Consider the following 26,848-nt stretch of genomic DNA (forward strand, 5'->3'; position numbering starts at 1 on the left):
CCGTTGCCATGAAAAAAAAAACTGTTGCTTTTGTCCTGCTTGCCTGCCTGTTCTTTACCGCCGCGTTTGCGGAAGACGGTTACAGGTTATGGCTGCGTTATGACCGCATCCCCAACGGGCAAATGCTTGCCGCCTACAGATCCCGGATCGGCAGTGTTGCGGTACTTGGCCAGTCGCCTACCCTTTCGGTTGCCGGCGATGAACTGGTAAAAGGTCTTTCGGGCTTACTGGGTATCCGGCAAACCACCGGCGCTACGATAGGCGAACACAGCATTGTGATCGGCACGATTGCAGCGCCTGCCATCGGCGGTACAGGTATCGAAACAAGGGGGTTGGGCGAAGAGGGTTTCCTGATCGCGTTCAGAAAAATAGCGGGCAAACAGTGTCTTATCATTACGGGTAATACCGACAAAGGCGTGCTGTACGGCAGCTTTTATTTTCTGCAGCAGCTGCAGCAGCAGAAAAATTTTGCATCGATCCCCGTCGCCAGTTCTCCCAAGCTGCAGTTGCGCGTGCTCAATCACTGGGACAATATGAACCGCAGCGTAGAGCGCGGGTATGCGGGGTTTTCTCTTTGGAAATGGCATTTGCTGCCAGGGTACATCGATCAGCGTTATATTGATTATGCAAGGGCCAATGCATCCATCGGGATCAATGGCACGGTTGTCAATAATGTGAATGCCAATGCGCTGATGCTCACAAAAGAATACCTGGTCAAAGTGAAAGCGCTGGCAGATGTATTCAGACCCTATGGCATCAGGCTGTACCTGTCGGCCAAATTCAGTGCGCCTATAGAGATCGGCAGGCTGAAAACAGCAGACCCGCTTGACCCAGAAGTCAGGGACTGGTGGAAGAAAAAAATTGACGAGATCTACAGCTATGTTCCCGATTTTGGCGGACTGCTGGTGAAAGCCAATTCAGAGGGGCAGCCCGGCCCGCAGAATTACCGCCGTACACATGCCGACGGCGCCAATATGCTGGCAGAGGCGCTGGCTCCGCATAACGGCATCGTCATGTGGCGCGCTTTTGTTTACAGCAATGAAGTGCCGGTAGACAGGACAAAACAATCCTACAACGAATTCAAACCATTCGATGGCCAGTTCCGGAATAATGTACTTGTGCAGGTAAAGAACGGCCCGCTCGATTTTCAGCCGCGTGAACCCTTCCATCCGCTGTTTGGCGCCATGCCGAAAACGCCACTGATGATGGAGTTCCAGCTTACCCAGGAATACCTTGGACAGGGCACCCAGCTTGTATACGAAGCGCCATTGATGAAAGAAGTGCTGGACGCCGACACCTACGCCTATGGCAAGGGCAGCACCGTTGCCAGGGTCATCGACGGCTCTGCAGACCGGCACACACTTACCGGGATAGCCGGCGTAAGCAATATCGGCGACGACAGGAACTGGTGCGGACATCCTTTTGCGCAGGCCAACTGGTATGCCTACGGAAAACTGGCCTGGGATCATAACCGTTCTTCCGAACAGATTGCCGATGAATGGATCCGAATGACATTTTCCAACGATCCCTCCTTTGTCGGCCCGGTCAAACAAATGATGCTTTCTTCGAGAGAGACCATGGTGCATTATATGACACCGGTGGGGCTGCATCATATCATGGGCGACGGACATCATTACGGTCCATCACCCTGGTCGGATAAACTGGGGCGTGCAGACTGGAATCCCGTTTATTACCACAAAGCAGATTCCCTTGGTCTTGGTTTCGCGCGAAACAGCAAAGGCACCAATGCACTGGAGCAATATGCGCCGGAAGTGAGAAAAATATATGAAGATTTATCCGACTGTCCGGAAGAGTACCTTTTGTGGTTTCATCATGTTGGATGGAATTACCGGATGCGGTCGGGAAGAACATTGTGGAACGAGCTTTGCTTTCGCTATTACCAGGGGGTGGAAGAAGTGCGTGCCATGCAGCAGCTGTGGAACCAGACAAAGTCGCAGGTAGACGAAGAACGTTTCAACCATGTGCGGATGCTGCTGTCCGTACAGGAAAAAGAGGCGGTGTGGTGGAGAAATGCCTGTCTGCTGTATTTCGCAACATTTTCGAAGAAACCTATACCGACGGATTACGCGCAACCCGAACATACACTGGATTATTACAAAAGTTTACGATTCCAGTTTGTTCCGGGCAACGGTAATAACGGTAACTGATATACTGCCTGATTGATCACTATTATTTGCGAATGACAGCACAACAAGTGGGCTGAAGGGTTTTGCTGTGTTCCTGTTTCTCGCAGCGCCATCTATTTAATAGTGATAAAATTTGCTGCCATGCTAAAAAAATGGATACCGGTTCTTTTGCTGTTGCCCGCAGGCTTGCTTGCCTATGGCCAGCAGGATCCGTTTATCTCCTCCGTAAAAAATGCGAACAACATTTCCTTTACCGGTGCGGTCATCGTTGTGGACGACAAAGACGACTGGCTGGTAAACAAAGCGGCGGCGCTGCTGCAGACCGATATCGAAGCCGTTACCGGCAGCAGACCTGTTATCAAAACCGAACTTGCCGGTGCCGGTAAAACAGTGATTGTTATCGGAACGATCAACGGATCGGCTGCTATCCGGCAGCTGACAGCTTCGGGAAAATTCAACACTGCCGGTATCAGGGGCAAATGGGAGGCCTGCCGTACACAGGTGCTTGCCAATCCCCTGCCGGATATTTCAAATGCACTGGTGATCGCGGGTAATGATAAAAGAGGTACGGCCTACGGGGTATTTACCTTATCGCAGCAACTGGGCGTATCGCCCTGGTACTGGTGGGCCGATGTACCTGTTAAACAAAAAAGAGAATGGTTTGTTGATAAGTCCTGGGCGAAAGAAGATGCCCCTGCCGTAAAATACCGCGGCATCTTCATCAATGACGAAGCACCGGCATTCTCGGGCTGGACAAGAGAGAAATTCGGCGGCTTCAACGCCAGGATGTACGAACACATGTTTGAACTGATCCTGCGGCTGAGAGGAAATTATTTATGGCCTGCCATGTGGGGCAATGCATTCAACGACGATGATACCTCCAATCCGGTGCTGGCAGACAAATACGGTATCGTAATGGGCACCTCGCATCACGAGCCCATGCAGCGTGCGCAGCAGGAATGGAAAAAATATGGCCGGGGCGCCTGGAATTACCAGACCAATGATTCCGTGCTGCGGGCTTTCTGGAAAAAAGGCATCCGGAACATGGGCACACATGAAAGCATTGTTACCATTGGCATGCGCGGAGACGGCGATATGCCCATGACACAGGGAAGCAATATCGCCCTGCTGGAAAGGATCGTTGCCGATCAGCGGCAGATACTGTCGGATGTTACCGGCAAACCTGCTTCCGAAACACCGCAGTTATGGGCATTGTACAAAGAAGTGCAGGATTATTACGACAAAGGCATGCGCGTTCCCGATGACGTAACCCTGTTACTCTGCGATGATAACTGGGGCAATATCCGCAAACTGCCGAAAACAACCGACGCTCCCCGCAAGGGCGGCTACGGTATTTATTATCACTTCGATTATGTGGGCGGGCCGCGTAACTACAAATGGTTAAATACAAATCCCATCGCCAGAACGTGGGAACAGATGCATCTTGCCTACGAATACGGTGTGCGCAATATCTGGATCGTTAATGTGGGCGATCTGAAACCGATGGAGTTCCCCGTCTCCTTCTTCCTTGACTATGCCTGGGCACCCGACAGGATCGGGCCTGCCGCTTTACAGGCTTACACCAAACAGTGGGCAGCAAAACAATTTGGCCCGGAACATGCGGCGGGTATTGCAGAAATTATTTCCGGTTATACCAAATACAACGGGCGCCGAAAACCCGAACTGCTGGATGCGAATACCTACAGCCTCGAAAATTATAACGAAGCGGAAAATGCAACCCGCGACTACCAGCTGCTGCTGGCCAAAGCGGAAAAAATCGCAGCGTCCATTCCTGCTGAATACAGGGACGCCTATTTTGAACTGGTGCTTCACCCGGTGAAAGCCTGTGCCAACCTGCAGGAAATGTATTACCATGCGGTAAAGAACAAATGGTATGCGGCGCAGGGATCGATACAGGCTAACCAGCATGCCGACAAAGTAAAACAGCTGTACCTGCAGGACTCGCTGATCAGTCTTGACTACCACCGTGTGGCCAATGGCAAATGGAACCACATGATGGACCAGACGCATATCGGTTATACCTACTGGCAGCAACCCAATACGCAGAGAATGCCGGCTGTATCCTATGTGGAGAAAGGCAACACCGCAGTTGGGCCGCGGGCAACAATCGCCGTTACGGCGCAGCGCATGCTACCGAAAACAGGCAATAAAAATTCCTTTTACCAGCAGGACGGTTATGTATCGATCGAAGCGGATCATTATTCGAAAGCTGTTGGCAATAACCAGATAACCTGGCAGGCATTGCCTGACCACGGGAAAACAGGATCTGCCATTACCACCCTGCCAGTAACAGCGGCCGCCGAATTACCGGGCAGCAAATCACCACACCTGGAGTATGAAATGTACCTGCAGGCAGGTTCCGACTCGGTAAAAGTGATGGCTTATTTTTCGCCCACATTGAATTTTCACAGGGAACCCGAGGGATTGCGCTACGCGGTTTCCATAGACGATGAGATACCGCAGGTAATTTCCATCAACAAAGACGACAGCAACGAACGATTATGGAATACCTGGGTGGCAAACAATATCATCATCAAAACAACCAGGCATGCCATGCTGAAACCGGGCAGACATGTGCTGAAATTCTGGCGGGTCAGCCCTGCAGTGGTATTGCAGAAACTCGTTATCGTCACGGGTGAAGTGAAACAAAGCTATCTCGGTCCGCCCGAAACAAGATCATCAACCAAATAAAAACAATAGCTATGAATACAGCAACATTCGGCAGATGCCTGGCTGCAGCACTAAGTCTCGCCATGTTTTCTTCCTGTGCACAACAACACAAAACAGAAACCGCCACAGAAAAAGGAACGCTGAAGAAGACGCCGGTCTCGCAGCCCCTGGTAAAAGATATCTATACCGCGGATCCTTCCGCGCATGTATTCAACGGGCGCATCTATGTATACCCATCGCACGATTTTGAAGCCGGCATACCGGAAAACGATCTTGGCGATCATTTCGGCATGCGGGATTACCACATCCTCTCGATGGACTCCATCGGCGGCAAAGTAACCGATCATGGTGTGGCACTGGATATCAAAGACATCCCCTGGGCGGGCCGGCAGTTATGGGCGCCCGATGCTGCTTTCAAAGACGGGATCTATTATCTCTACTTCCCCGTAAAAGACAAAAAGGATGTGTTCCATATCGGAGTTGCCACCGGCAACCAACCCGAAGGTCCGTTTAAACCGGAACCGGCGCCGATTGCCAACAGTTTCAGCATTGACCCTTCGGTATTCAAAGACGATGACGGCAATTTCTATATGTACTTTGGCGGCATCTGGGGTGGGCAGCTACAGAAATGGACGGCTAACAAATACGATTCGGCCGGGGCCCTGAAAAAAGCGGATGAAAAAGCGATAATGCCGCGTGTGGCAAAACTTGCTGCCGATATGAAGCAGTTCACCGAATTCCCGAAGGAGATTTCGATCGTTGATGAAAAAGGGCTTCCCTTCCTGGAAAAAAACAACGACAAGCGTTTCTTCGAAGCCTCCTGGATGCATAAATACAATGGAAAATATTATTTCTCCTACTCTACCGGCGATACGCATAATATCTGCTACGCCATTGGCGATTCGCCGTACGGGCCCTTTGTTTATAAGGGCATTATTTTAACCCCGGTAGAGGGCTGGACAAGCCATCACTCTATTGTTGAGATCAAAGGGAAATGGTATCTTTTCTACCACGATACACAGCTTTCGGGAAAAACACATCTCCGGAATGTAAAAGTCACCGGGTTGCATTACAATCCCGATGGCAGTATACAAACGATCAATGCTTATAAATAAACAACCGTTCCAAACAACCGCTTTCTATGAAACGAATTTTTCTGCTGGCTGGCATCTGCGCCGGCATATTTGCAAATGCGCAAAACACCATCGTACTGCAGGCCGATAAAGGCAAAGACATCATCAACAAAAATATCTACGGACATTTTGCCGAGCACCTGGGTCATTGCATCTACGGCGGCTTATTTGTTGGCGAGAACAATACCAGGATCCCTAACAAAGACGGCGTACGTCTTGATGTGATCGACGCACTGAAGAAACTGAAAGTGCCCGTACTGCGGTGGCCCGGTGGCTGTTTTGCCGATACCTATCATTGGAAAGACGGCATCGGTCCGAAAAAAGAAAGACCTTCCATACTGAATGTCTGGTGGGGCAATGTAAAAGAAGACAACAGTTTTGGCACCAATGAATTCCTGAACATGTGCGAGGTGCTGGGCGCCGAGCCCTATTTAAGCGGCAATGTGGGAAGCGGCACACCGCAGGAACTGTCTGACTGGGTAAAATACACCACTCACCCGAATGGAACCAGTCCTATGACCGATCTGCGTCAGAAAAACGGCCGCGCCAATCCCTGGCAGGTAAAATACTGGGGGCTTGGCAACGAAGCCTGGGGTTGCGGCGGCAACATGAAACCCGATTACTATGCAAATATCTACCGCCAGTACGCCACTTTTATGACCAGTGCGGGCAAAGAACGCATTTACCGGATTGCCTCCGGGGCCAGCGATGCGGATTATAACTGGACAGAAACTTTGATGCGCGAGATACCGCACAATATGCTGGATGCGGTGGGTGTGCATCATTATTCGGTCATCAGCTGGAACAAGAAAGGATCGGCCACCGCATTTGACGAGGAACTGTATTATACCACCATGCAGCGCGCACTTGAAATGGAAGAACTGGTAAGCAGGCATGCCGCGGTGATGGATAAATACGATCCCAACAAAAGAGTGGCCATTGCCGTAGACGAATGGGGTGGCTGGTATGATGTGGAGCCCGGCACCAACGGCGCATTCCTGTACCAGCAGAACACCATGCGCGATGCCATGATCGCCGGCACCACGCTGAATATCTTCAACAACCATTGCGACCGCGTAAAAATGGCCAACCTGGCACAGATCGTCAACGTACTGCAGGCCGTGGTGCTGACCAATGAAGAAAAGATCGTGCTCACACCCACTTACCATGTGATGGAAATGTACAACGTGCATCAGGACGCCACCATGCTGCCCGTTGCCGTAACCAGCAACGATTACAAAATGGGAAAAGAAAAACTGAAGGCGGTTTCTGCATCTGCGTCGAAAGACAAAAACGGCAAAACACATATTTCCCTGGTGAACATCGATGCATCCAAAGCGCAGGATATTACAATCAACATCGAAGGCGCGAGTTATACCTCCGTCAGCGGAAGGATACTGTCATCGGACAAATTGCAGAATTACAACAGTTTCGAAAATCCTGACAAGATCAGGCCGGCTGCATTCAACGGGGCAAAACTGGGCGATGGCAGACTTACACTGAGTCTTCCGCCCTTTTCCGTTGTTGTACTGGAATTAAAATAATACCATCACCCGCCAATACGCTTGTCATGAAAAAAATACTGTGCCTGTTCTTCTCGGGCATCTGCCTGTCTGTTTTTTCGCAGAACGCCGTCAGCAAACTTCCTTTCAACAATACCGCGCTTTCGTTTGAGAAAAGGGTAAACGACCTGGTGGGCAGGATGACACTCGAAGAAAAAGTATCACAGATGCTGAACTCCGCTCCCGCTATTCCCAGGCTGGGTATACCGGCATACGACTGGTGGAACGAAGTGCTGCATGGCGTTGCCAGAACACCTTTCAGGGTAACAGTGTACCCGCAGGCTATTGCCATGGCCGCTACATTCGATACCAACTCGCTGGCCGCCATGGCCGACTATTCGGCGCTGGAAGGACGGGCCGTTCATAACAAAGCCATTGAACTGAACAGGGCAAACGAACGCTACCTGGGACTGACTTACTGGACACCGAACATCAACATCTTCCGCGACCCGCGCTGGGGACGCGGACAGGAGACCTATGGCGAGGATCCCTTTCTTACCGCCATGCTCGGAAAAGCATTTGTGCGGGGTCTGCAGGGAGACGATCCCAAATACCTGAAAGCCGCGGCATGCGCCAAGCACTATGCCGTGCACAGCGGTCCCGAACCGCTGCGGCATGTATTCAACGTAAGCCCGAGCGACCACGACCTGTGGGATACCTACCTGCCTGCATTTAAGGAGCTGGTAACAAAAGCCAATGTGGCCGGCGTTATGTGTGCCTACAATGCCTTTAAAACCCAGCCCTGCTGCGGAAGCGACCAGTTAATGACCGATATACTCCGCAAGCAATGGAATTTTACCGGTTATGTTACTTCCGACTGCTGGGCGATCGATGATTTTTACAAGAACCATAAAACACATCCCGATGCCGCCAGCGCCTCTGCAGATGCAGTGATCCATGGAACGGATATCGATTGCGGAACCGATGCATTCAAATCGCTGGTAGTTGCTGTTAAACAGGGTAAGATCACGGAAGCGCAGATAGACGTTTCCCTGAAAAGACTCTTCCTGATCCGCTTCCGCCTCGGAATGTTCGACCCGGTTTCGATGGTAAAATATGCGCAGACACCCGCTTCCGTACTCGAAAGCCCCGAGCACAAAGCACATGCCTTGAAAATGGCGCGCCAGTCGATGGTACTGTTGAAAAATGAGAACGGTGTACTGCCGCTGAAAAAAAACATCCGCAAGATTGCAGTGGTGGGCCCCAATGCAGACAACAGCATTGCCGTACTTGGAAACTACAATGGTATTCCTTCCGAAATCGTCACTGCCTGGCAGGGCATCAGGAACAAATTGCCCGGCGCGGAAGTGGTGTACGAAAAAATGGTCAACCACACCAACGATACCCTGCTTGTTTACGCAGATATACGCGGCCGCTATGCAGTCAACGGCCGACAGGGCTTCAGCGCCGAATATTTCGCAAACAAAGACCTCAAAGGCGATCCTGCGGTTACGCGCATGGAAGAAAGCATCGACCATATCTGGCAGGAAGGCGAAGCGGTAATCGGCGATATCCGCGCGTATAATTTCTCCGCCAGGTATACCACCGGTTTTACAGCGGATAAGGACGGGGAAATAACATTTGAAGTGGAAGGCGACGATGGCTATCGTTTTCTGATCGACAACAGGGAGATCATCAATGCCTGGACGCGTAATCGATGGGGAGCCCGCACCTACCGTCTCAGAACGGAAAAAGGAAAAACCTACCAGCTTACACTCGAATACCAGCAACTCGAAGGCAAAGCATCCGTAAGACTGCGTGCAGGTAATTTTGAAAAAACAGATTTTAACGCAGTGGCCGGTCGCTTGAAGGATGCCGATGCCATTGTTTTTGTCGGCGGTATCTCACCCCAGCTCGAAGGAGAGGAGATGCGCGTGAACTATCCCGGCTTTAATGGCGGCGACCGCACTTCCATTCTGCTGCCCGCCGTTCAGTCTGAAGCGATCAGAGCCCTGCAGGCAACCGGCAAACCGGTGGTATTTGTGATGATGACAGGAAGCGCGATCGCCATTCCACAGGAGTCTGCGCAGGTGCCGGCCATCGTCAACGCATGGTATGGCGGGCAGTCGGCAGGCACCGCTATCGCAGACGTGCTGTTTGGGGATTATAACCCCGCGGGCCGTTTGCCGGTGACTTTCTATAAAAGCGACAGCGACCTTCCCGATTTCAACGATTATTCCATGGCCAACCGTACCTACCGTTATTTCAAAGGCGATGCATTGTATCCGTTCGGATATGGGTTGAGTTATACCCGTTTCCGGTACGATCAGCTGAAAACACCCGCTTCAGCGTCGATAGGAAAGAAAATTTCTGTAAGTTTAAGAGTCACCAATACCGGCGAACGCGAAGGAGAAGAAGTGGTGCAGCTGTATGTGTCAAAACAAACAGCCGACAAGGACGATCCTGTGAGGGCGCTGAAGGGATTCAGGCGGATCTCCTTAAAACCCGGCGAAAGCAAATGGCTGCGTTTTGAACTGTCGCCTGAAAACATATCGTTCGCAGACGGAAAAGGGATACTGAAACAGACCAGGGGAAAATTACAGATCAGTGCAGGCGGCGGTCAGCCCGGTATAAAAAACAACACCACATCCAATACGATCGGTTCAACCATCAATATCCTATAATTCTTTACAACAGACACGTTAAGAAACATGAGTCAGAAACTTCGCAGCCACGACTGGTTTGGCAGAAAAGACAAAGACGGCATCATCTATCGCAGCTGGATGAAGAACCAGGGCATGCCAACAGATATGTTCGATGGCAGACCGGTTATCGGCATCTGCAATACCTTCAGTGAACTTACCCCCTGTAATGCCCATTTCCAGACGCATGCAGAATCGGTAAAAAGAGGCGTGCTGGAAGCGGGCGGATTTCCCGTGGAGTTTCCCATCATGAGCCTTGGCGAAACACTGCTGAAGCCCACCGCCATGCTGTTCCGTAACCTCGCCAGTATGGATGCGGAAGAAAGCATCAGGGGCAACCCGATAGACGGGGTAGTGCTGCTTACCGGTTGCGATAAGACCACTCCCTCTACCGTAATGGGCGCCGCCAGCGTGGGTCTGCCTACCATTGTGGTACCCGGTGGCCCCATGCTCAATGGCCGTTACAAGGGACAGACCATCGGCAGCGGCACGCATGTATGGAAGTTTGATGAGGATATGAAGACGGGAAAAATGACGCAGGAAGAATGTGAGTTCGCGGAAAGCTGTATGAGCCGCAGCATCGGGCACTGCATGACGATGGGCACCGCAAGCACGATGGCCTGTATGGTGGAATCACTGGGACTTACCTTGCCGGGTGCCGCCGCCATACCCGCGGCCGACTCGAGAAAAAAACAGATGGCCCAGCTCAGCGGCAGACGCATCGTGGAAATGGTGAGAGAAAACCTGACGATAGATAAAATACTGACCCGGGAATCGTTCGAGAATGCGATAAAAGTGAACGCTGCCATCGGTGGTTCTTCCAATTTTATCATTCACCTGCTCGCCATTGCCGGAAGGATAGGCGTAGACCTTACGCTCGACGATTTCGATACGATAGGCAGTAAGATACCCCTGCTGCTGAACCTGATGCCATCCGGCAAATACCTGATGGAAGATTTTTATTATGCAGGCGGACTGCCCGTTGTGTTGCACGAGTTACAGGAACTGCTGCATAAAAACGTGGTGACCGTTACCGGCAGGAACCATCACGAGAACATCCATGGCATGACCGATTGTTACAATGAGGAGGTGATTGCGCCATTCGAAAAGCCCTTGATTCCCGAAGCAGGCTGCGTGGTGGTAAAGGGCAATCTTGCAGAGAACGGCGCAGTGATCAAACCCTCGGCTGCCACCCCTTCGCTGATGACGCATACCGGCCGTGCCGTTGTATTCGAAAGCATAGAAGACTACCATGCCCGGATCGACGACCCCGATCTTGATATTGATGAAACCTGCGTAATGGTGTTGAAATACGTAGGCCCGGTGGGCTATCCCGGCATGCCCGAAGTGGGTAATATGGCGCTGCCTAAAAAAATATTGCAGAAAGGCATTACCGATATGGTACGCATCAGCGATGGACGGATGAGCGGCACGGCTTATGGCGCCGCCGTGCTGCACGTATCGCCCGAATCGGCCATCGGCGGAACCCTTGCCCTTGTACAGAACGGAGATATGATCGAACTGAATGTGCCGGAAAGAAAATTGCAGCTGCATGTTGACGAAACCGAACTGGAACGGAGAAGAGCAGTGTGGAAAAAACCGGAGCCCGCTTCCAGAAGAGGTTATGTGAGTCTTTACATCAACCATGTACTCGGTGCCGACAAAGGCGCCGATCTTGACTTCCTGCAGGGAAGTTCGGGAAGCGAAGTGACAAGGGATTCGCATTAAACTAAAAACGTTTCGGATTAGCGGATTGTCTCTCTCTGTGCAACACTGCGTATCCTCTGCGTCTCTGCGTTAAAAAAAATCTTTTCGCACCGCAGACATACGCCTGCTCTTGGAAAAAATCCGCCAATCCAAAATTCACTAATTCACGAACCCGATGGATAACCTAAAAAAGATGATAACACTTCTCTGCCTTGTATGCGCGTTGGCCGCCACAGGACAGCCGAAGCAACCGGAGAAATATCCGCTCACGGGCTATGTTGAACGCTTCGATCCTGCCCTGGATGCCCTTGTTTCGCCAGGCACCAGGGCCGAGATCATTGCCACGGGATTCGACTGGAGCGAAGGACCGCTGTGGATCGCCAGGCAAAAGATGCTGCTTTTTTCCGATGTACCGCAGAATACGATCTACAAATGGACGGAAGCAAAAGGCATTGAGAAATACCTCAACCCCTCCGGTTATACAGACACCGCAAAGCGCGGCGGCGAGACCGGCTCCAACGGGCTCATACTTGATGAGAAAGAAAGACTGCTGCTGGCACAATGCGGCAACCGGCAGATTGCGCGGATGGAGGCGGCAATAGATGCACCGATGCCACAGTTCCACACGCTCGCAAATCGCTATGGGGGCAACCGCTTCAACAGTCCCAACGACCTTGTCATCAACAGCCGGGGTGAAATATTTTTTACCGATCCGCCCTACGGATTGGAGAAATACATGAGCGATCCGAAAAAAGAAACGCCTTACCAGGGTGTATACAAGATCAGCACCAGCGGTAAAGTGATCCTGCTTACAGATTCCATCACAAGACCCAATGGCATTGCATTTCTGCCCGGAGAAAAAACCCTGCTGGTGGCCAACTCCGATCCCGCAAAACCCAACTGGTATGCTTATGATATCAGCGATGACGGCCGCCTGGTGAATGCACGGATATTCGCCACCGCAAAAGGCTCCGACAAAAAACTGAAAGGCTCTCCTGACGGGATGAAAGTGGATAAACACGGAAATGTATTTGCCACAGGACCCGGCGGTATCTGGATATTCAACAAAGAAGGCAAACTGCTTGGTAAACTCCGTATCGATGAAACGCCTGTTTCCAATTGCGCTTTTTCGGAGGATGAAAAGACCCTGTATGCAACCAGCGACGGGAATATACTGCGTTTTCAACTAAGACCTCACCAATGAAACTATACAAAACATCCGAAGCCATCGTTATCGAAAAAGATAATGCTTATTACCATACGACCGGAGACTGGGAAAGCTTTGTCAACGATGACCAGCTGTTCGATAAAGCCGCGCAGCTCATCGCATATGGCCAGGCGGAGAACAGCCTGCGGGGAAAAATACTCGCTCCCCTCGGTGAGCACCAGGAAGTATGGGCATGCGGCGTTACTTACCTGAGAAGCAAGATCGGCAGGCAGGAAGAATCGAAAGCTGCCGGTGGCAGTGATTTTTACGCAAGGGTATACGATGCGGAACGACCCGAAGTTTTTTTTAAAGCAACACCGCACCGCGTGGTGGCCCAGCACGAAAAACTGGCGATACGGAAAGACTCCACCTGGGATGTGCCGGAACCTGAGCTGACACTTGTGGTAACCTCGTCAGGCAAGATCGTCGGGTATACCATCGGCAACGATATGAGCAGTCGCAGTATCGAGGGAGAAAATCCCCTGTACCTGCCGCAGGCAAAAACATACGATGCCTGCGCGGCCATTGGCCCCTGTATCTACCTCACCGATCAGTCGTTTGACCATGCCGCCATTGGGCTTGAGATCCTTCGCGGCAAACAGATGGTTTTTGAGGGCAGTATCGATATCGACCAGATGAAACGCAAGCCTGCCGAACTGGTATCATTCGTATACCGCGCCTGTTCCTTTCCCTATGGCTGCCTGGTTATGACGGGAACAGGCATTGTACCCGGAAACGATTTTACACTGCGCACGGGTGACGAGATCAGGATCACCATAGAACATATCGGAACATTGATCAACACGGTTGGATAACATGTTTAAACAATTATTGCCATGTCATTACTTGTGATCCTCTTCGCAATTGCATTGCAGGTCTTCCTGACGATAAAGAAGATCAGCCCCTTTCTGTCGCTGCTGTTCGTAACCATTGTCTGCGGCCTGCTGCTGGGAATGGAACCCGCCAAACTGCTTGTCTCCATCGAGAAAGGCGTGGGAAGCACATTGGGCAGCCTGGCACTGATCATTTGCCTGGGCGCGGTACTGGGCAAAATACTGGAGATCAGCGGCGCCACCGAACGCATTTCCTCTACGCTGATCCACGCATTCGGGGAAAAATATATTCAATGGGCGGTGCTCGTAACCGGTTTTCTGATCGGCATCCCGCTTTACTACAACGCAGGTTTCGTGATACTGGTGCCGCTTGTATTTTCCATAGCCAGAAGAACGGGACTGCCGTTGCTGTACATCGCCATTCCCATGGCTGCGTCTTTATCCACCACACACTGTTTTCTTCCGCCGCATCCCGGACCGGTGGTGCTGATCGGTGCCTTTAAAGCCGATACGGGCAAAACCCTGATGTATGGTATCTGCATGGCCATACCCGCCGTACTGATTGCCGGTCCCTTACTGGGCAATATCCTCAAACGGATCCATGTGGATATCGACAGCGTTGTCATCGCCAAAGAAAATACGCGGGCAAACCTGCCGCCTGTTCTGCCGAGTTTTTGTCTTGCTTTATTGCCTGTGTTTCTTATCACCTTATCGGTGGTCACTGCGCAGCTGATGCCGCAAGGCAATCTGTTCCGCACGATCACCGCCTTTACAGGCGATGCAAACATTGCGCTCTTTGTTTCCGTGGGCGCCGCCATTTATTATTTCGGGCTGAAAGAAAAAAGGCCGATGAACGAAGTAATGAAATGGCTGAACGAAGCGATCTCCGGTATTGCCATGATATTGCTGATCATCACCGCTGGCGGCGCATTCAAACAGGTGCTGATCGACAGCGGTACGGGACAATACATCGCTTCTTTCAGCACCAGTTTGCGGATGCCGCCGCTTGTCTTTGCCTGGCTGATCACGGCACTGCTGCGGGTAACGCTGGGATCAGCCACCGTGGCGGGACTGACGGCTGCCGGTATTGTATCTCCAATGGTGGCGGCAGGAACGGTATCGCCCGAACTGATGGTACTTGCAGTGGGCGCTGGCAGCGTATTTGGCTCGCATATCAACGATTCGGGATTCTGGATGTACAAAGAATTCTTCCGCCTCACGCTCAAACAAACTTTTTTATCCTGGACGGTTATGGAAACGCTGATCAGTATCATCGGTTTGGCCGGTGTACTGTTGCTGCAACTGTTCATCAAATCTTAATGTATGAAATCATTTTTATCGGCTGCGCTTGTTGCCATCGTATCGGTATTGCTCGTGTTTTGCGGAAGCGGCAGGCAAGCGCAGAAGGGTAACGGTGCATCCGTCATCGACAGTTCAAAAGGTCTGAAAGATCATTTTGCAAATTCGTTTGCAATAGGCGTGGCTGTTTCACCCAGGGCATTAAAAACGGATGAGGCGGCGCTGATCCGGCAGCAATTCAACAGCATCACACCCGAAAATGCCATGAAGATGGGGCCCATCCATCCCAGGGAAAACGAATATTTCTGGCGCGATGCCGACTCGATCATGGCATTTGCCGAAACAAATGGCATACGCGTACGCGGACATAACCTCTGCTGGCATAACCAGTCGCCGAGATGGATGTTCACCAATGAAAAAGGCGATACCGTAAGCAGCGAAACACTGCTGCAGCGGTTGAAGGAACATATCACTGCTGTTGTTGGCCGCTACAAAGGCCGCATCTATGCATGGGATGTGGTAAACGAAGCCATTTCTGACAGGAAAGACGAATACATGCGCAACTCTCCCTGGTACCGGATCTGCGGCGAGCAATTTATTGCAAAAGCATTTGAGTACGCACATGCGGCAGACCCCGGCGCATTGCTGTTCTACAACGACTATAACGAAATCGATCCTGTAAAAAGAGAAAAGATATACCGGCTGGTAAAAAGATTGAAGGATGCCGGTGTTCCCATACACGGCGTCGGACTGCAGGCGCATTGGGCCATTAACGAGCCCGGTGATGAAGAACTGGAAAATACGCTCGCCAGATTCAGCAGCCTCGGCTTACAGGTACAGATCACCGAGCTGGATATATCGGTATACAACAAGGAACACAATGCAAGAGAAAGAAAACCGGAAGACGGGAACACCGATTTCACGGCCGATAAGGAACAGAAACAGATCGATAGGTACCGGAAATGTTTCGCGGCATTTCACAAATACAGAAAACAGATCAGCAGTGTCACTTTCTGGAATATTTCCGACAGGGCCAGCTGGCTGGATAATTTCCCGGTAAGAGGAAGAAAAGACTACCCGCTCTTGTTCGACAAAAACCTGCAGCCCAAAAAAGCCTATTGGGAAGTTGTGGAGACGGCGCATTAATTTTTTTGAATCGTTGTATTCATGTTTTTTTCAGCACAGAGTTACATAGGGCACCCAGAAAGTTCCCTGTGTAACTCTGTACCTCCGTGACTCTGTGTTGAAAAAAATCAGCCCCTCGGCGAATAGGCTATTTAGGATCAAAGCCCGTTAAGACTGGATATAGTTCTGCAACTGCGAAATGGTTTCTTCCTGGTTGCGGATGGTTTCGGTAACCAGGTCGTTGATCGAAACAATGCCGTCGAGTTGGCCGTTACTCATCACGGGCAGGTAGCGTATATGATTCTCCGACATCAACTGCATACAATGCTCCACCGAATCTTCCTTACGGACCTCCGGAAAATCGCTGCTCATGATCTCTCCCACCGGCGTATCGCTGGAATGTCTCTCCTTTAAGATCACTTTGCGCGAGTAATCACGCTCTGTCATGATACCCAGAAATGCGCCGTTATCCATCACAGCCACCGAGCCGATATTCTTATCCGCCATGATCTGTAATGCATCTATAACGGTTGTCTGCGGAGTTACCGTAACCACATGACTGCCCTTGCGGGTGAGGATGTCTTTCACCTTTCTCATGATGATAAGTTTGCTATAAGTTACACCTAATTGATTTATCTGCCATCCCCAATTTATCCACGGATCAACATCCGCGTAGCCGCTTGATTTACAGGCCGATCGAAAAAAATAGGCAGCGTTGCCAAAAAAAATGATGGGGTCGTTCTTTTTTCATTTAACTTTGAAGTACAAAGTGCTTTTAAAAATGAAGAGTCTGTTCATCAACAACAAAAGACGCATCGCCATACTGTCCGCGGCGGTCATTCTGCTACTGATCCCGGTAACGGCCATGCAATTGACAGACCAGGTGAACTGGTCCGCTTCGGATTTTACGATTGCCGGTATCTTGCTGCTGTGTATCGGGCTGGCCTGTGAATGGGCGTTGCGCAGCATGCGTAACCCAAAATACCAATGGGTGGTATGCGCTGCATTACTGGCCGTTCTGCTGCTTGTATGGGCCGAGCTGGCGGTGGGTGTATTCGGTACCCCGCTGGCCGGCAGTTAGCCTGCACCAGCGATCCATCGCTTACCTTTACCGCGAAAAGCGCTGGAAGTATGACCCATATCCTCGACAATCCTATCTGGCATGCATTGCAGACCGGCAATACCCCGATTGCCTTTGGCAATGACCACGCAAAATATACCAGGCGGGACATAGGCCTGTTTGCCGGTATGCCCGACAATTCGCCAGCCCATCTCAGTGAACTGCATGCGCTGACACCGGAAGGAAATATCGTGGTGCTCTTTACACCGGGAGAAATAACGGTGCCGGCCGGCTGGCAGACAGAACTGCAGAAACCCATCCTCCAGATGGTGTATGAAACGCCAACGCCCGCTCCCCCACCGGCTGCCGATCCTGCCCTGGTTCCCTTACAGGAAAAAGATATCCCGGCCATGCTCGAACTGACAGCCCTTACCAAACCCGGCCCCTTCCTGCAGCGAACCATCGAGTTTGGTCATTACGAGGGTGTGTTTGCCGATGGCCGGCTGGCGGCTATGGCCGGACAAAGACTGCAACCCGGCGCCTATACCGAGATCAGCGCTGTCTGCACCCATCCCGATCATGCGGGCAAGGGATATGCCGCGGGTTTGCTGCGCAGCCAGCTGGCCCGTATTACCGCAGCTTCCCGCATACCCTTCCTGCATGTATACCCCGAGAACAGCGGCGCCTGTGCGCTTTACCGGAAACTGGGATTTGAAACAAGAACGCAGATGACGGTATACGTACTCAGGAAAACATAGCCTAAAAACATCGTTCGGTCTCCTCCTGCAATTGTTATAATAATGAAAAATCCGGCATTGAATGTGCAAATTCAGCAGAACTTATGTAGCTTAACTGTCCATTCCTAAACCTCAAAAACCTAACCAACAATGAAAAAGTTGTTACTCGCGCTGAGCGCCGTGATCTGTATGGCAACTGCAAGTTTTGCCCAGGACAAGAAAGCTGTAAAAGCAGCCAAGCCTGTTACAAAAGCAACACCGGCCACTCCAGCTACCGCTACAACAAAAGCAACACCTGCCACACCGGCAAAAAAAGATGGTACACCTGATATGCGCTACAAAGCCAACAAGGAAGCGGCAAAAGCAACAGGACCTACCAAGAAAGATGGCACACCTGATATGCGTTACAAATCAAATAAGGACGCAAAGAAAAAATCATAATTGCTGTCGCATGGAAATAAAACAGGCTGTCCTTAAAAGACAGCCTGTTTTATTTCTATGCTAACCCTGCCGGCTAATCCGCTTTCAAGGCTTTGTCCAGCACAAAGACCATTCCAGCCCTGTGTGCTTTGGTTTCTTCGTTTGCCGCGGCAGTTGTCGCGGCCAGCCTTGTTCTTAATTTTTTGGCGGTGTAGTATGCCGCTTCTTTTGAAACCGCATCCAGCGGTGAGGTCTCCTGCAGCAATTGTGAGAGTCCCCTTACAAAGCTGCTCTGCAGGTACTGGCGGTACACGTTTACGTTGCCGTTCATATCTGCATCGAAAATGCCTTTTACAAGATCGTTCATCACATCTGCCGCGCTGTACTGGTTGCCGTATAAACGCGTATTCGTGATCCGCTGCAGTGTTGACGGGCTCATGATATGCGCCAGCGTTCCGTTCACCTGCAACGCAAGTACATTGTTGGTTACTTTATAGTCCTCCCCATTACCCGGCTGATTAAACCCGCGGCGCTGCAATTGCAGGTACGGGAACACCTGTGCATCGGCATCAAAAGCATTGGGTGCAAACACATATTTGTTCATCACCTCCATCGCTTTTTTCTGCGTAGCCAGGGCCACTGGAGCATACGGCTTGTTGCCTGACTGCTGTTCGGGGAAAGTCCTGTCGATATAGACACCGCCCACATAACGGCTCACTGCATTGATCATACTGTTGCGCTGACCGTTCAGGATATTGTAACGCGACCGCAGCTCGGCATAAGACTGCCCGGGTTTGGTGTATTTGGCCACCAGCTTACCCATCAGGTTATTGATCAGCTGAAATCTTTCTTCTGCGTAAGCGATCGCATCGCTGGTGAGATCGTTCACATTTACGCGGGGATCCATCGCTTTACCGGGCGCGCGCATATCATCACCATCGTTTCCGAAAGCGAGTTTGGGTTCACCGCTGCGGGATAATATTTTGGCAAGACCCGATTCTTCCTCTGCTGCAGAGAATGGCTTATAGCCGTACTCTATCGCCCAAAGATCATAAGGGCCGGCCTTGGTGGTATAGTAATCACCCTGCTTGCTCCTGTCGAGTGAAACGTTAATGGCAGGATAATCCATCACCGAACCGATCAGACCGACACTGCGTGTGATACCGGTATTGTTGATCTCCGCCGGCGACAGCATCTGGCTGCTTTTCATGTTATGGTTCAGACCAAGGGTATGTCCCATTTCGTGCATGATCAGGTAGATCAGGAATTGCTTATGCATTTCCCTGATGTCTGCGGATGAAGCGCCTGCTATCTCAAGCGTGGTAAGACCGGCCGTATACTGCGCTTTCAGTTCCGATCCGATGGAACAGTTGTAATGGTTGTCCATCTTCAAACCCGGGAACATAAGCTGCTGCTTTTGCATGGCCGCATACTCGGGCGTGCCCCAAACCGGACCGCCGTTATACAGTTCGTCAGAGATAGGCGTGGCGCTTCCGGAATACCATTCAACGCTGATATCTGCACCAAGTATCTGCCCCGTGCGCGGGTTTACAAAACTCGGTCCGATGGCGCCATAGGCTGGCTGCGCGGATGATACCCACCTGATCACGTTGTAACGGATATCGGCGGGATCCCAGTCTGCGTTGTCCGGCATCACTTTCATCACCACCGCGTTTTTGAATCCCGCTTTTTCAAATGCTTCGTTCCATTTGTGTCCTGCGTCCAGGATGGTCTGGCGGTATTCTACAGGGGTGGTATTCTCGATCCAGTATACCAGCGGTTCCACCGGCTCACTTACAGTTGCGGAAGGATCTTTTTTCTTCAGGTACCAGCGGTTGATCATGTCTTTGTACGGAACGGGACTGACACTTGTCTGATCGTTTCGCTGCTGCATGAAATATCCCACACGCGGATCGTCTCTTCTCGATGTAAAATCGTTCTTGGGCATTTCGATAAAACTGTGCTGCATGCGCACGCGCACATAGCGGGCATCGGTGATATCGGCGCCGCCCGAAGCAAGCGTGGATGGATTGTCGTAGGAAAGATCAACCACCACATCCGTATTCTCGGGGAAAGAACGCAGTGTTGCGTATTTCGATTTTGCCGGGTTCAGCATACCGAGGTTGAATGTGAACATGGCTGCAGGGCTCGGTGCAAACACCGGTTTTACCGGATCGAGTTTTTCACTCAGAAACAGTGCATCACCGCTGACAAGGTATCCAAGCGAATCTTCGATGGAATATTTGTCCGCATAAAACACCGCTTCGGGTTTATCCACTTCGGAGGTTTTGCTGACAGGGTTGTTCCTGTCGTAATAAAACCCGGTGTTTACTTCAGCAAATTCCAGTTTATCGAATGCCCTGGTGATCTTTACCACCGCTGTATTGCGGTGCATGCTCTGGTTCAGGTACAAGGCGGTAGGCCCGTTGATCGAAAAACTCTGGTAGATGTATTCCTTTCCCAGCTGATCCTTCCTGATATATACCTGTACGCTGCCCGTGACGGTATCCTGGTAAAGCGTAAAAAGACCATCGTACTTTTTGTTGCCCTTGGTTTTTTCGGCAACAGTTGGTTTTTTGGGAGCCGGAGGTGTTCCGGTTTTGGATGAGTCAGAACCTGCTTTCGACGGGGGCGCGGGGGGCTGTTGCGCCTGTACCGCGATCACAAAAAGGTTCGCCGCCGTTAAAGCGAATATGAACTTCTTCATAGCATTGAGTTTGGTTAATAAACAGCTTAAAATAGGGATTAATCCATAGAAACCTATGACAATTCCCCGTTTTTTACAGCAATGCAGGATTATTAACGATGAGCGGCGGTCAATCGCAGAGTAACCTGTCGGAAAAAACACTAATGCATTCCCCTTAACCAATCCCGCCCGATCGCTATTTCTTCAGCAGAAGCGCCGGATAATGGCTTGATATCGAAACTCATTTCCTGTTTCTCACCCAGTACAACCGTTAATTCCTGAACACCCTGCGGTTTTTTAACCTGCAGGCGGATACGCTCTCCTGTTTTCTTTTGCGATGCAAGTTGCTGAAATGCTGCAGCAGTTTTCACCGGCACGCCATCAACTGCCAAAATCACTTCTCTTCTGCGTAGTCCCGCTTTCCAGGCTGGTGACTCCCATTCAACATCATTGGTGTATAAAGAATCACCGCGCTCTCTTGCTACGATACCGCTGTAAGCAGGAACTGTCTTCGGGTTCATATCCACATCCAGGCCCGCATACCCGAAATACTTTTTATAGTCGGGTGCTTTTACCGTGTAGATATAATCGAATAGCTCAGGCAATGGCTTTCCGGCAACGGCGCTCACCGTTTTGCGGAATTCCTCTTCCGTAAAACCGCGTTTCAGTTTCTGGTAATAGTCATAATACAGTGTCCGCATTACCTCATCCAGTGATTTCCGGTTCCCGGTTTCATGGCGGATTGCAAGATCAAGCATGGCGCCCACCACCGGGCCTTTGTCGTAATAAGAGATCGTTTTGTTGACATCATCACCGGTTCTTCCAAAGGGTCCGTCTGAAAAGGTTTCGTAACTGGCTTCGGCCAATGACTGAAAAAGACGGCCGGGTTTTGATTCATAGGCAGCCAGGTTGTTGTGCAGTGCATTCAGTACATCTTCATCCGATACCAGCCCTGCCCTTCTCACAACCAGGTATTCGTAATACACGGAAAGCCCCTCGGATACAAACAGCATTTTTGTGCGGCTGCCTTTATCATAATCGAAAGGCCCCAGTTCTACGGGGCGGATCCGTTTTACATTGTAATGATGAAAATATTCATGCGCAAGGAAATTGTAGATCCTTTTCCTGCCCGCGGGCGTTGAGAGCGACTGACCGCTGAATGATATCGATGCCGAATTCAGGTGCTCGATACCGCCCGCACCGGGACCTATCGCCAGAAAAGTATAGTGCTTATAGGGAATATCCCCGATAACGGCAACCGCAGATTCCACTATCTTCTTCATATCGGCAACAAACTGCTGCCTGTCAAAATCACCCATTTTATAACCGACGAAATAATGCGGAACGCCTTTTACTTCAAACGAAGGCAATGTTTCCAGTTTCCCCAGCAGGAAGGGACTGTCGTAGAGAACATCGTAATCGGGCGCGGTATAGGCATGCCCGCCGCCTGCGATGGAATCGAGCCCGGTAGCGATGGTTGTCCAGGTTTCGTATGGTTTTACCATTACCCTGACCGGTTGGCTGATTTTTCCTTTGGGGTACAGGAAAGCGCCTGCAGGAGAAATATAGGCCCTGTCCTCTTCTACAATATTGGCTGCAACAAATGCCCGTTCGGCTTTTACATCGTAAGAGACGATGATCTTCTGGTGTTTTTTGTTCTGTATATGCCAGGCATTTGCTTCCCTGCTCCAGATCAATGCATGGCCATTGGCATCCGCTGCATTGAAATTGATCACCTGGTCTGCATAGGGCATAACCTGGTAGTAGCCCGGTGTCCACACCGGCATTTTCAAAACGGTGAGGGTATCGGTGATGCCCTCGTATTCCATCTGCACATGAAAACTGTGCGAAGCGGGCTTATCGAAAGAAAGGGTAAAGCGGATGGAATAATAATTGTCAGCAAGACAATTAATTGAGAAGCCAAGAAAAAAACAGGCCACCAGGCTCAACAGGCGAAAATTTTTCATGTGCAGTTGAATTTGAACAGGAAGTTACTGAGTTCCGGGATAACAACAGCATCGCATCGGTGAGGCGCTATGCAGGGGAGGCGATAGACTGTGCGGCCAGCCAGCCGCTGGTCCAGGCATGCTGAAAATTGAACCCGCCCGTAATACCGTCAACATCCATTACTTCACCGGCAAAGTACAGATGGGGAACGATCCGGCTTTGCATGGTATTCGGATCTATCTCTGACAGTCTGATGCCGCCACAGGTAACAAACTCATCCTTGAACGTGGTTTTCCCGTTCACAACAAACTCCTGGGCGGTAAGCTGCCTGATGAGTTGGTTCTGCTCTTTCGAAGGCAGGTCAGACCAGCGGAGCTGTTCGCCGATACCCGCCTGTTGTAATAAATAAGTCCATAACCGGGCGGGCAGACCAAAGGGATTTTTATTGCCGATCTTCTGTGCCGCATACTGTTCGCGCAGCGATTGCCATGCTTCGCGCAGGCTTTGCTCGTTGTAATCCGAGAGCCAGTTTACGGTTATGCTGAACTGATAGCCAAGCGCAGCCAGCTGTCTGGCTCCCCATGCCGATAATCGTAACACAACCGGTCCGCTCATACCCCAGTGGGTGATCAGCAGGGGTCCCTGTTCAACCAGTTTGGTGCCGTTTACTTTAACCGTGGCTTTTTCCACGCTTAGGCCCATCAGCTGTGTAATGGCATGGCCCGGCATGTTGAAAGTGAACAGCGAGGGAACAGGCTCCTCCACCGAATGCCCGGTCGCCCTCAGCCAGTCGAACATGGCGGATTTGGGATATCCCCCGGTGGCGATCAGCAGATAGTCTGCTTCGTATGCTTCTTCTTCGGAAACATGCACACGAAAGGCCGATCCATTCCGTTCAATACGCTTTACCTCGCATTGCATGCGTATGTCAACCTGGTAACGGCCTGCTTCCTTAAGAAGGCAATCGATGATGGTTTGCGAGTTATCGGTAACCGGGAACATCCTTCCATCGGCTTCTGTTTTTAATGGCACACCACGAACGGCAAACCACTCGATCGTATGGGTTGGATTGAACCAGTGAAATGTTTTTTTGACAAAATGCTGGCCGCGCGGGTATTTCCGGCTCAGTTCGGCAATATCAAAACAGGCATGCGTGGTATTGCATCTTCCACCCCCGCTGACCTTTACTTTAGACAGCAGCTTGTTCGATTTCTCGATGATGGTCACCTGCAGACCGGGAGCCTGCCGGGCGGCGTTCACTGCGCAGAAAAAACCGGCAGCGCCTCCTCCTATGACCACCAGTTTTCCGGACATATCGATTATTACGCGCTTACCGCGGCGGGGTGATAATAACTTGTATTGAGATGACCGTTGGCTTTTTCAGCCGCCTCTATAATACTGTAGTCAGACAGGATCAGTGCCTTGTTACGCCTGATGCATACATCGTGTTCAAAATGAACGGAGGGCTTACCGTCGGCTGTGCGGATCGTCCAGCCATCGTCTTCGGTATACACTTCCCTGGTTCCCATGTTGATCATGGGTTCAATGGCGAGTACCAGGTTTTCTTTGAGTTTAGGACCGGTGCCTCTTTTACCGTAGTTGGGCACCTGCGGGTCTTCGTGCATATTTCTTCCCAGGCCATGGCCTACCAGCTCGCGCACCACGCCATAGCCGTGTTTGCCTTCGGTATGCTCCTGTATGGCATAGGCTATATCGCCCACGCGGTTATTGACGACGGCTTTTTCAATGCCTTTGTACAACGACTCTTTGGTAACCCGAACCAGTTGCAATACTTCAGCAGATACATCGCCCAGGATGAATGTATAGGCATGATCGCCATGCCAGCCGTTCAGGATCACACCCATGTCGATAGACACAATATCTCCTTCTTTCAGCGGGGTATCATTGGGAAAGCCGTGCACCACCACATCGTTCACAGAGGCGCATACATTGTGCGGGTACCCCCGGTACTGGTAAAAAGAAGGAACGGCCTTATGGTCTTTCACAAATTCGGCACACAGTTTATCTATCTGCATGGTGGTCATGCCTGGCTTCAGCACTTTGGCCACTTCTGTCAGTGTTTTGCTGACAAGCGTTGCAGATTCCTTCATCAGGGCGATCTCAGCTTCTGTTTTATGGATCATCATATTGGGTCTCCGGGTCATGGTAAAAAGAAACCTGCCGAAGCGCTTGCGCGCGAAGGCAGGTTACAAAATTCTGAATTATTTCTGATTAAATAGCGGAAGAAGATACGCTTTGTCTTCCCTGAACACGGCCGCTCTTCATCAAACCATCGTACTGGCGCATCAGCAGGTAGGTTTCGATCTGCTGCAGCGTATCCAGCACCACACCCACCATGATGAGCAGGGAGGTACCACCGAAGAAAGAGCTGAAACCCTGCGTTACCCCAAGTCTTTGTGCAAAACCGGGCAGGATACCTACGAACGCCAGGAATATGGCGCCCGGCAGGGTGATCTTGTCCATAATAGACCCGATATAATCCGCCGTAGGCTGACCCGGTTTTACACCGGGGATAAAGCCGTTGTTTCGCTTCAGGTCTTCGGATATCTGCTTGGGATTAAAGATCAACGCTGTGTACAGGAAGGTAAAACCGATCACCATCACCGAGTAGATCACCATATACCATGCATTGCTGTGGTCGTTGAAGATCTTTACGATGCCCTGTGCAGAATCGATATTGGTGAATGATACCAGGGTTGGCAGGAACATGATCGCCTGGGCGAAGATAATAGGCATTACGCCGGCGCTGTTCACTTTTACCGGCAAAAACTGGCGTGCACCACCAAACTGGCGGTTACCCACTATCTGCTTGGCATAGTTCACCGGTATTTTTCTGACACCCTGCACCAGAATGATCAGTCCCATGATAATGGCAACAAGGATGGCCACCTCGATCAGGAAGATCAGCAGGCCACCGCCGCCTCTCTGTTCTTTGGCCATGAATTCCTGGATGATGGATGCCGGAAGTCTGGACAGGATACCCACCATGATGATGATGGAAGTACCGTTGCCAAGGCCTTTGTCCTGTATCTTTTCACCCAGCCACATTACAAACAGGGTACCTGCTGTGAGTGTAACCACGGTAGAGAAACCAAAGAAAGCTTTATACGCAGGCATGATCGCCTCTGCATAACCGGGGCTGTTCAGGTAGGCAACATAGGCGCCTGCCTGAAAGACGGTCACGATTACGGTGAGGTAGCGGGTCCACTGGTTGATCTTTTTACGTCCGCTCTCTCCTTCTTTCTGAATCTTCTGCAACTGCGGAACCAGGATAGTCATCAGCTGCATAAAGATGGAAGCGGAGATATACGGCATAATACCCAGGGCCAGGATGGAAGCCTGGGAAAAACCGCCGCCCGCGAACATATCGAAGATGCCGAGCAGGCCATTGTTCTTGGCTGCTTTCTGTGCAAGTTCTATTTTGTTAGGATCCAGACCGGGCAGCACGATATGGTTGCCCAACCTGTAGGTAAATACCAGGGCCAGTGTTACGATGATCTTGCTGCGCAATTCCTCGATAGCCCAGATATTTTTTAGTGTTTGGATAAATTTTTTCACTGAGATGCGATTGAAGCGTTTAACACTGAAAACCGAAAAGACGCACCATGTGCGCCTGGCAAATTACGGTAAA

Annotated in this window: 19 protein-coding genes; 13 read left to right on the forward strand and 6 right to left on the reverse strand. The window is 50.9% G+C overall.

Annotation, left to right across the window (positions count from 1 at the left end):
• The first annotated feature begins 8 nt into the window (after positions 1 to 8).
• The 10 genes from GWC94_RS03690 to GWC94_RS03735 all read left to right on the forward strand — a co-directional run bounded on the left by GWC94_RS03690 (position 9) and on the right by GWC94_RS03735 (position 16,367).
• On the forward strand, positions 9 to 2,168 hold the full coding sequence (locus GWC94_RS03690; RefSeq protein WP_161833676.1) for an alpha-glucuronidase family glycosyl hydrolase: 2,160 nt from the start codon (positions 9 to 11) through the stop codon (positions 2,166 to 2,168).
• Positions 2,169 to 2,288: 120 nt separating this feature from the next.
• Entirely contained in the window at positions 2,289 to 4,859 is a 2,571-nt protein-coding gene (locus GWC94_RS03695; protein WP_161833677.1) for a glycosyl hydrolase 115 family protein, read from the forward strand.
• 11 nt (positions 4,860 to 4,870) lie between these two features.
• Entirely contained in the window at positions 4,871 to 5,953 is a 1,083-nt protein-coding gene (locus GWC94_RS03700) for a glycoside hydrolase family 43 protein (protein WP_161833678.1), read from the forward strand.
• Positions 5,954 to 5,979: 26 nt separating this feature from the next.
• Positions 5,980 to 7,515 (forward strand): alpha-N-arabinofuranosidase, encoded by a 1,536-nt coding sequence (locus tag GWC94_RS03705; protein ID WP_161833679.1) that lies wholly within the window; start codon positions 5,980 to 5,982, stop codon positions 7,513 to 7,515.
• A 26-nt stretch (positions 7,516 to 7,541) separates the two neighbouring features.
• Positions 7,542 to 10,157, forward strand: coding sequence for a glycoside hydrolase family 3 C-terminal domain-containing protein (locus tag GWC94_RS03710; protein ID WP_161833680.1), 2,616 nt, complete (start codon positions 7,542 to 7,544; stop codon positions 10,155 to 10,157).
• A 27-nt stretch (positions 10,158 to 10,184) separates the two neighbouring features.
• A complete protein-coding gene (locus GWC94_RS03715) occupies positions 10,185 to 11,903 on the forward strand; it encodes an IlvD/Edd family dehydratase (RefSeq protein ID WP_161833681.1) in 1,719 nt (572 codons plus the stop codon).
• 172 nt (positions 11,904 to 12,075) lie between these two features.
• Entirely contained in the window at positions 12,076 to 13,086 is a 1,011-nt protein-coding gene (locus GWC94_RS03720; protein WP_161833682.1) for an SMP-30/gluconolactonase/LRE family protein, read from the forward strand.
• Positions 13,083 to 13,904: a fumarylacetoacetate hydrolase family protein gene (locus GWC94_RS03725; protein WP_161833683.1), complete on the forward strand. Its 822-nt coding sequence runs from the start codon at positions 13,083 to 13,085 to the stop codon at positions 13,902 to 13,904. The genes GWC94_RS03720 and GWC94_RS03725 overlap by 4 nt, the downstream gene beginning before the upstream one ends.
• A gap of 21 nt (positions 13,905 to 13,925) precedes the next feature.
• On the forward strand, positions 13,926 to 15,242 hold the full coding sequence (locus tag GWC94_RS03730; RefSeq protein ID WP_161833684.1) for a gluconate:H+ symporter: 1,317 nt from the start codon (positions 13,926 to 13,928) through the stop codon (positions 15,240 to 15,242).
• A 3-nt stretch (positions 15,243 to 15,245) separates the two neighbouring features.
• A complete protein-coding gene (locus tag GWC94_RS03735) occupies positions 15,246 to 16,367 on the forward strand; it encodes an endo-1,4-beta-xylanase (RefSeq protein WP_161833685.1) in 1,122 nt (373 codons plus the stop codon).
• Between the two features lie 147 nt (positions 16,368 to 16,514).
• Here GWC94_RS03735 and GWC94_RS03740 read toward each other — a convergent pair whose 3' ends face one another.
• Positions 16,515 to 16,943, reverse strand: coding sequence for a CBS domain-containing protein (locus tag GWC94_RS03740; RefSeq protein ID WP_161833686.1), 429 nt, complete (start codon positions 16,941 to 16,943; stop codon positions 16,515 to 16,517).
• A gap of 184 nt (positions 16,944 to 17,127) precedes the next feature.
• Between GWC94_RS03740 and GWC94_RS03745 the strand changes: the two genes are divergently transcribed.
• The 3 genes from GWC94_RS03745 to GWC94_RS03755 all read left to right on the forward strand — a co-directional run bounded on the left by GWC94_RS03745 (position 17,128) and on the right by GWC94_RS03755 (position 18,584).
• On the forward strand, positions 17,128 to 17,427 hold the full coding sequence (locus tag GWC94_RS03745; RefSeq protein ID WP_161833687.1) for a hypothetical protein: 300 nt from the start codon (positions 17,128 to 17,130) through the stop codon (positions 17,425 to 17,427).
• Between the two features lie 50 nt (positions 17,428 to 17,477).
• Positions 17,478 to 18,164, forward strand: a complete 687-nt coding sequence (locus GWC94_RS03750) for a GNAT family N-acetyltransferase (RefSeq protein ID WP_161833688.1) — start codon at positions 17,478 to 17,480, stop codon at positions 18,162 to 18,164.
• A 129-nt stretch (positions 18,165 to 18,293) separates the two neighbouring features.
• Positions 18,294 to 18,584, forward strand: a complete 291-nt coding sequence (locus GWC94_RS03755) for a hypothetical protein (protein WP_161833689.1) — start codon at positions 18,294 to 18,296, stop codon at positions 18,582 to 18,584.
• Between the two features lie 73 nt (positions 18,585 to 18,657).
• On the opposite strand, the gene GWC94_RS03760 is transcribed toward GWC94_RS03755, so the two are convergent.
• From GWC94_RS03760 to secY, 5 genes are all read right to left on the reverse strand, one after another.
• Complete coding sequence (locus tag GWC94_RS03760; RefSeq protein ID WP_161833690.1) at positions 18,658 to 21,270, reverse strand: zinc-dependent metalloprotease; 2,613 nt, start codon at positions 21,268 to 21,270, stop codon at positions 18,658 to 18,660.
• 140 nt (positions 21,271 to 21,410) lie between these two features.
• Positions 21,411 to 23,216: a M61 family metallopeptidase gene (locus tag GWC94_RS03765; protein WP_161833691.1), complete on the reverse strand. Its 1,806-nt coding sequence runs from the start codon at positions 23,214 to 23,216 to the stop codon at positions 21,411 to 21,413.
• 67 nt (positions 23,217 to 23,283) lie between these two features.
• A complete protein-coding gene (locus GWC94_RS03770; RefSeq protein ID WP_161833692.1) occupies positions 23,284 to 24,510 on the reverse strand; it encodes a BaiN/RdsA family NAD(P)/FAD-dependent oxidoreductase in 1,227 nt (408 codons plus the stop codon).
• 8 nt (positions 24,511 to 24,518) lie between these two features.
• Positions 24,519 to 25,361 carry a type I methionyl aminopeptidase gene (gene map / locus GWC94_RS03775; protein WP_235918451.1) on the reverse strand — a complete coding sequence of 281 codons (843 nt, stop codon included), beginning with the start codon at positions 25,359 to 25,361 and terminating at the stop codon, positions 24,519 to 24,521.
• A gap of 67 nt (positions 25,362 to 25,428) precedes the next feature.
• On the reverse strand, positions 25,429 to 26,775 hold the full coding sequence (secY, locus tag GWC94_RS03780) for a preprotein translocase subunit SecY (protein WP_161833693.1): 1,347 nt from the start codon (positions 26,773 to 26,775) through the stop codon (positions 25,429 to 25,431).
• Between the last annotated feature and the right edge of the window lie 73 nt (positions 26,776 to 26,848).

This window comes from Sediminibacterium soli, from assembly GCF_009939225.1.
GTDB lineage: Bacteria > Bacteroidota > Bacteroidia > Chitinophagales > Chitinophagaceae > Sediminibacterium > Sediminibacterium soli.

What these genes read in the sequence shown, in the direction of transcription:
- GWC94_RS03690 (WP_161833676.1), top strand. Translation starts at nt 9, where the DNA reads ATGAAAAAAAAAACTGTTGCTTTTGTCCTGCTTGCCTGCCTGTTCTTT.
- GWC94_RS03695 (WP_161833677.1), top strand. Translation starts at nt 2,289, where the DNA reads ATGCTAAAAAAATGGATACCGGTTCTTTTGCTGTTGCCCGCAGGCTTG.
- GWC94_RS03700 (WP_161833678.1), top strand. Translation starts at nt 4,871, where the DNA reads ATGAATACAGCAACATTCGGCAGATGCCTGGCTGCAGCACTAAGTCTC.
- GWC94_RS03705 (WP_161833679.1), top strand. Translation starts at nt 5,980, where the DNA reads ATGAAACGAATTTTTCTGCTGGCTGGCATCTGCGCCGGCATATTTGCA.
- GWC94_RS03710 (WP_161833680.1), top strand. Translation starts at nt 7,542, where the DNA reads ATGAAAAAAATACTGTGCCTGTTCTTCTCGGGCATCTGCCTGTCTGTT.
- GWC94_RS03715 (WP_161833681.1), top strand. Translation starts at nt 10,185, where the DNA reads ATGAGTCAGAAACTTCGCAGCCACGACTGGTTTGGCAGAAAAGACAAA.
- GWC94_RS03720 (WP_161833682.1), top strand. Translation starts at nt 12,076, where the DNA reads ATGATAACACTTCTCTGCCTTGTATGCGCGTTGGCCGCCACAGGACAG.
- GWC94_RS03725 (WP_161833683.1), top strand. Translation starts at nt 13,083, where the DNA reads ATGAAACTATACAAAACATCCGAAGCCATCGTTATCGAAAAAGATAAT.
- GWC94_RS03730 (WP_161833684.1), top strand. Translation starts at nt 13,926, where the DNA reads ATGTCATTACTTGTGATCCTCTTCGCAATTGCATTGCAGGTCTTCCTG.
- GWC94_RS03735 (WP_161833685.1), top strand. Translation starts at nt 15,246, where the DNA reads ATGAAATCATTTTTATCGGCTGCGCTTGTTGCCATCGTATCGGTATTG.
- GWC94_RS03740 (WP_161833686.1), bottom strand. Translation starts at nt 16,943, where the DNA reads ATGAGAAAGGTGAAAGACATCCTCACCCGCAAGGGCAGTCATGTGGTT.
- GWC94_RS03745 (WP_161833687.1), top strand. Translation starts at nt 17,128, where the DNA reads ATGAAGAGTCTGTTCATCAACAACAAAAGACGCATCGCCATACTGTCC.
- GWC94_RS03750 (WP_161833688.1), top strand. Translation starts at nt 17,478, where the DNA reads ATGACCCATATCCTCGACAATCCTATCTGGCATGCATTGCAGACCGGC.
- GWC94_RS03755 (WP_161833689.1), top strand. Translation starts at nt 18,294, where the DNA reads ATGAAAAAGTTGTTACTCGCGCTGAGCGCCGTGATCTGTATGGCAACT.
- GWC94_RS03760 (WP_161833690.1), bottom strand. Translation starts at nt 21,270, where the DNA reads ATGAAGAAGTTCATATTCGCTTTAACGGCGGCGAACCTTTTTGTGATC.
- GWC94_RS03765 (WP_161833691.1), bottom strand. Translation starts at nt 23,216, where the DNA reads ATGAAAAATTTTCGCCTGTTGAGCCTGGTGGCCTGTTTTTTTCTTGGC.
- GWC94_RS03770 (WP_161833692.1), bottom strand. Translation starts at nt 24,510, where the DNA reads ATGTCCGGAAAACTGGTGGTCATAGGAGGAGGCGCTGCCGGTTTTTTC.
- map (WP_235918451.1), bottom strand. Translation starts at nt 25,361, where the DNA reads ATGACCCGGAGACCCAATATGATGATCCATAAAACAGAAGCTGAGATC.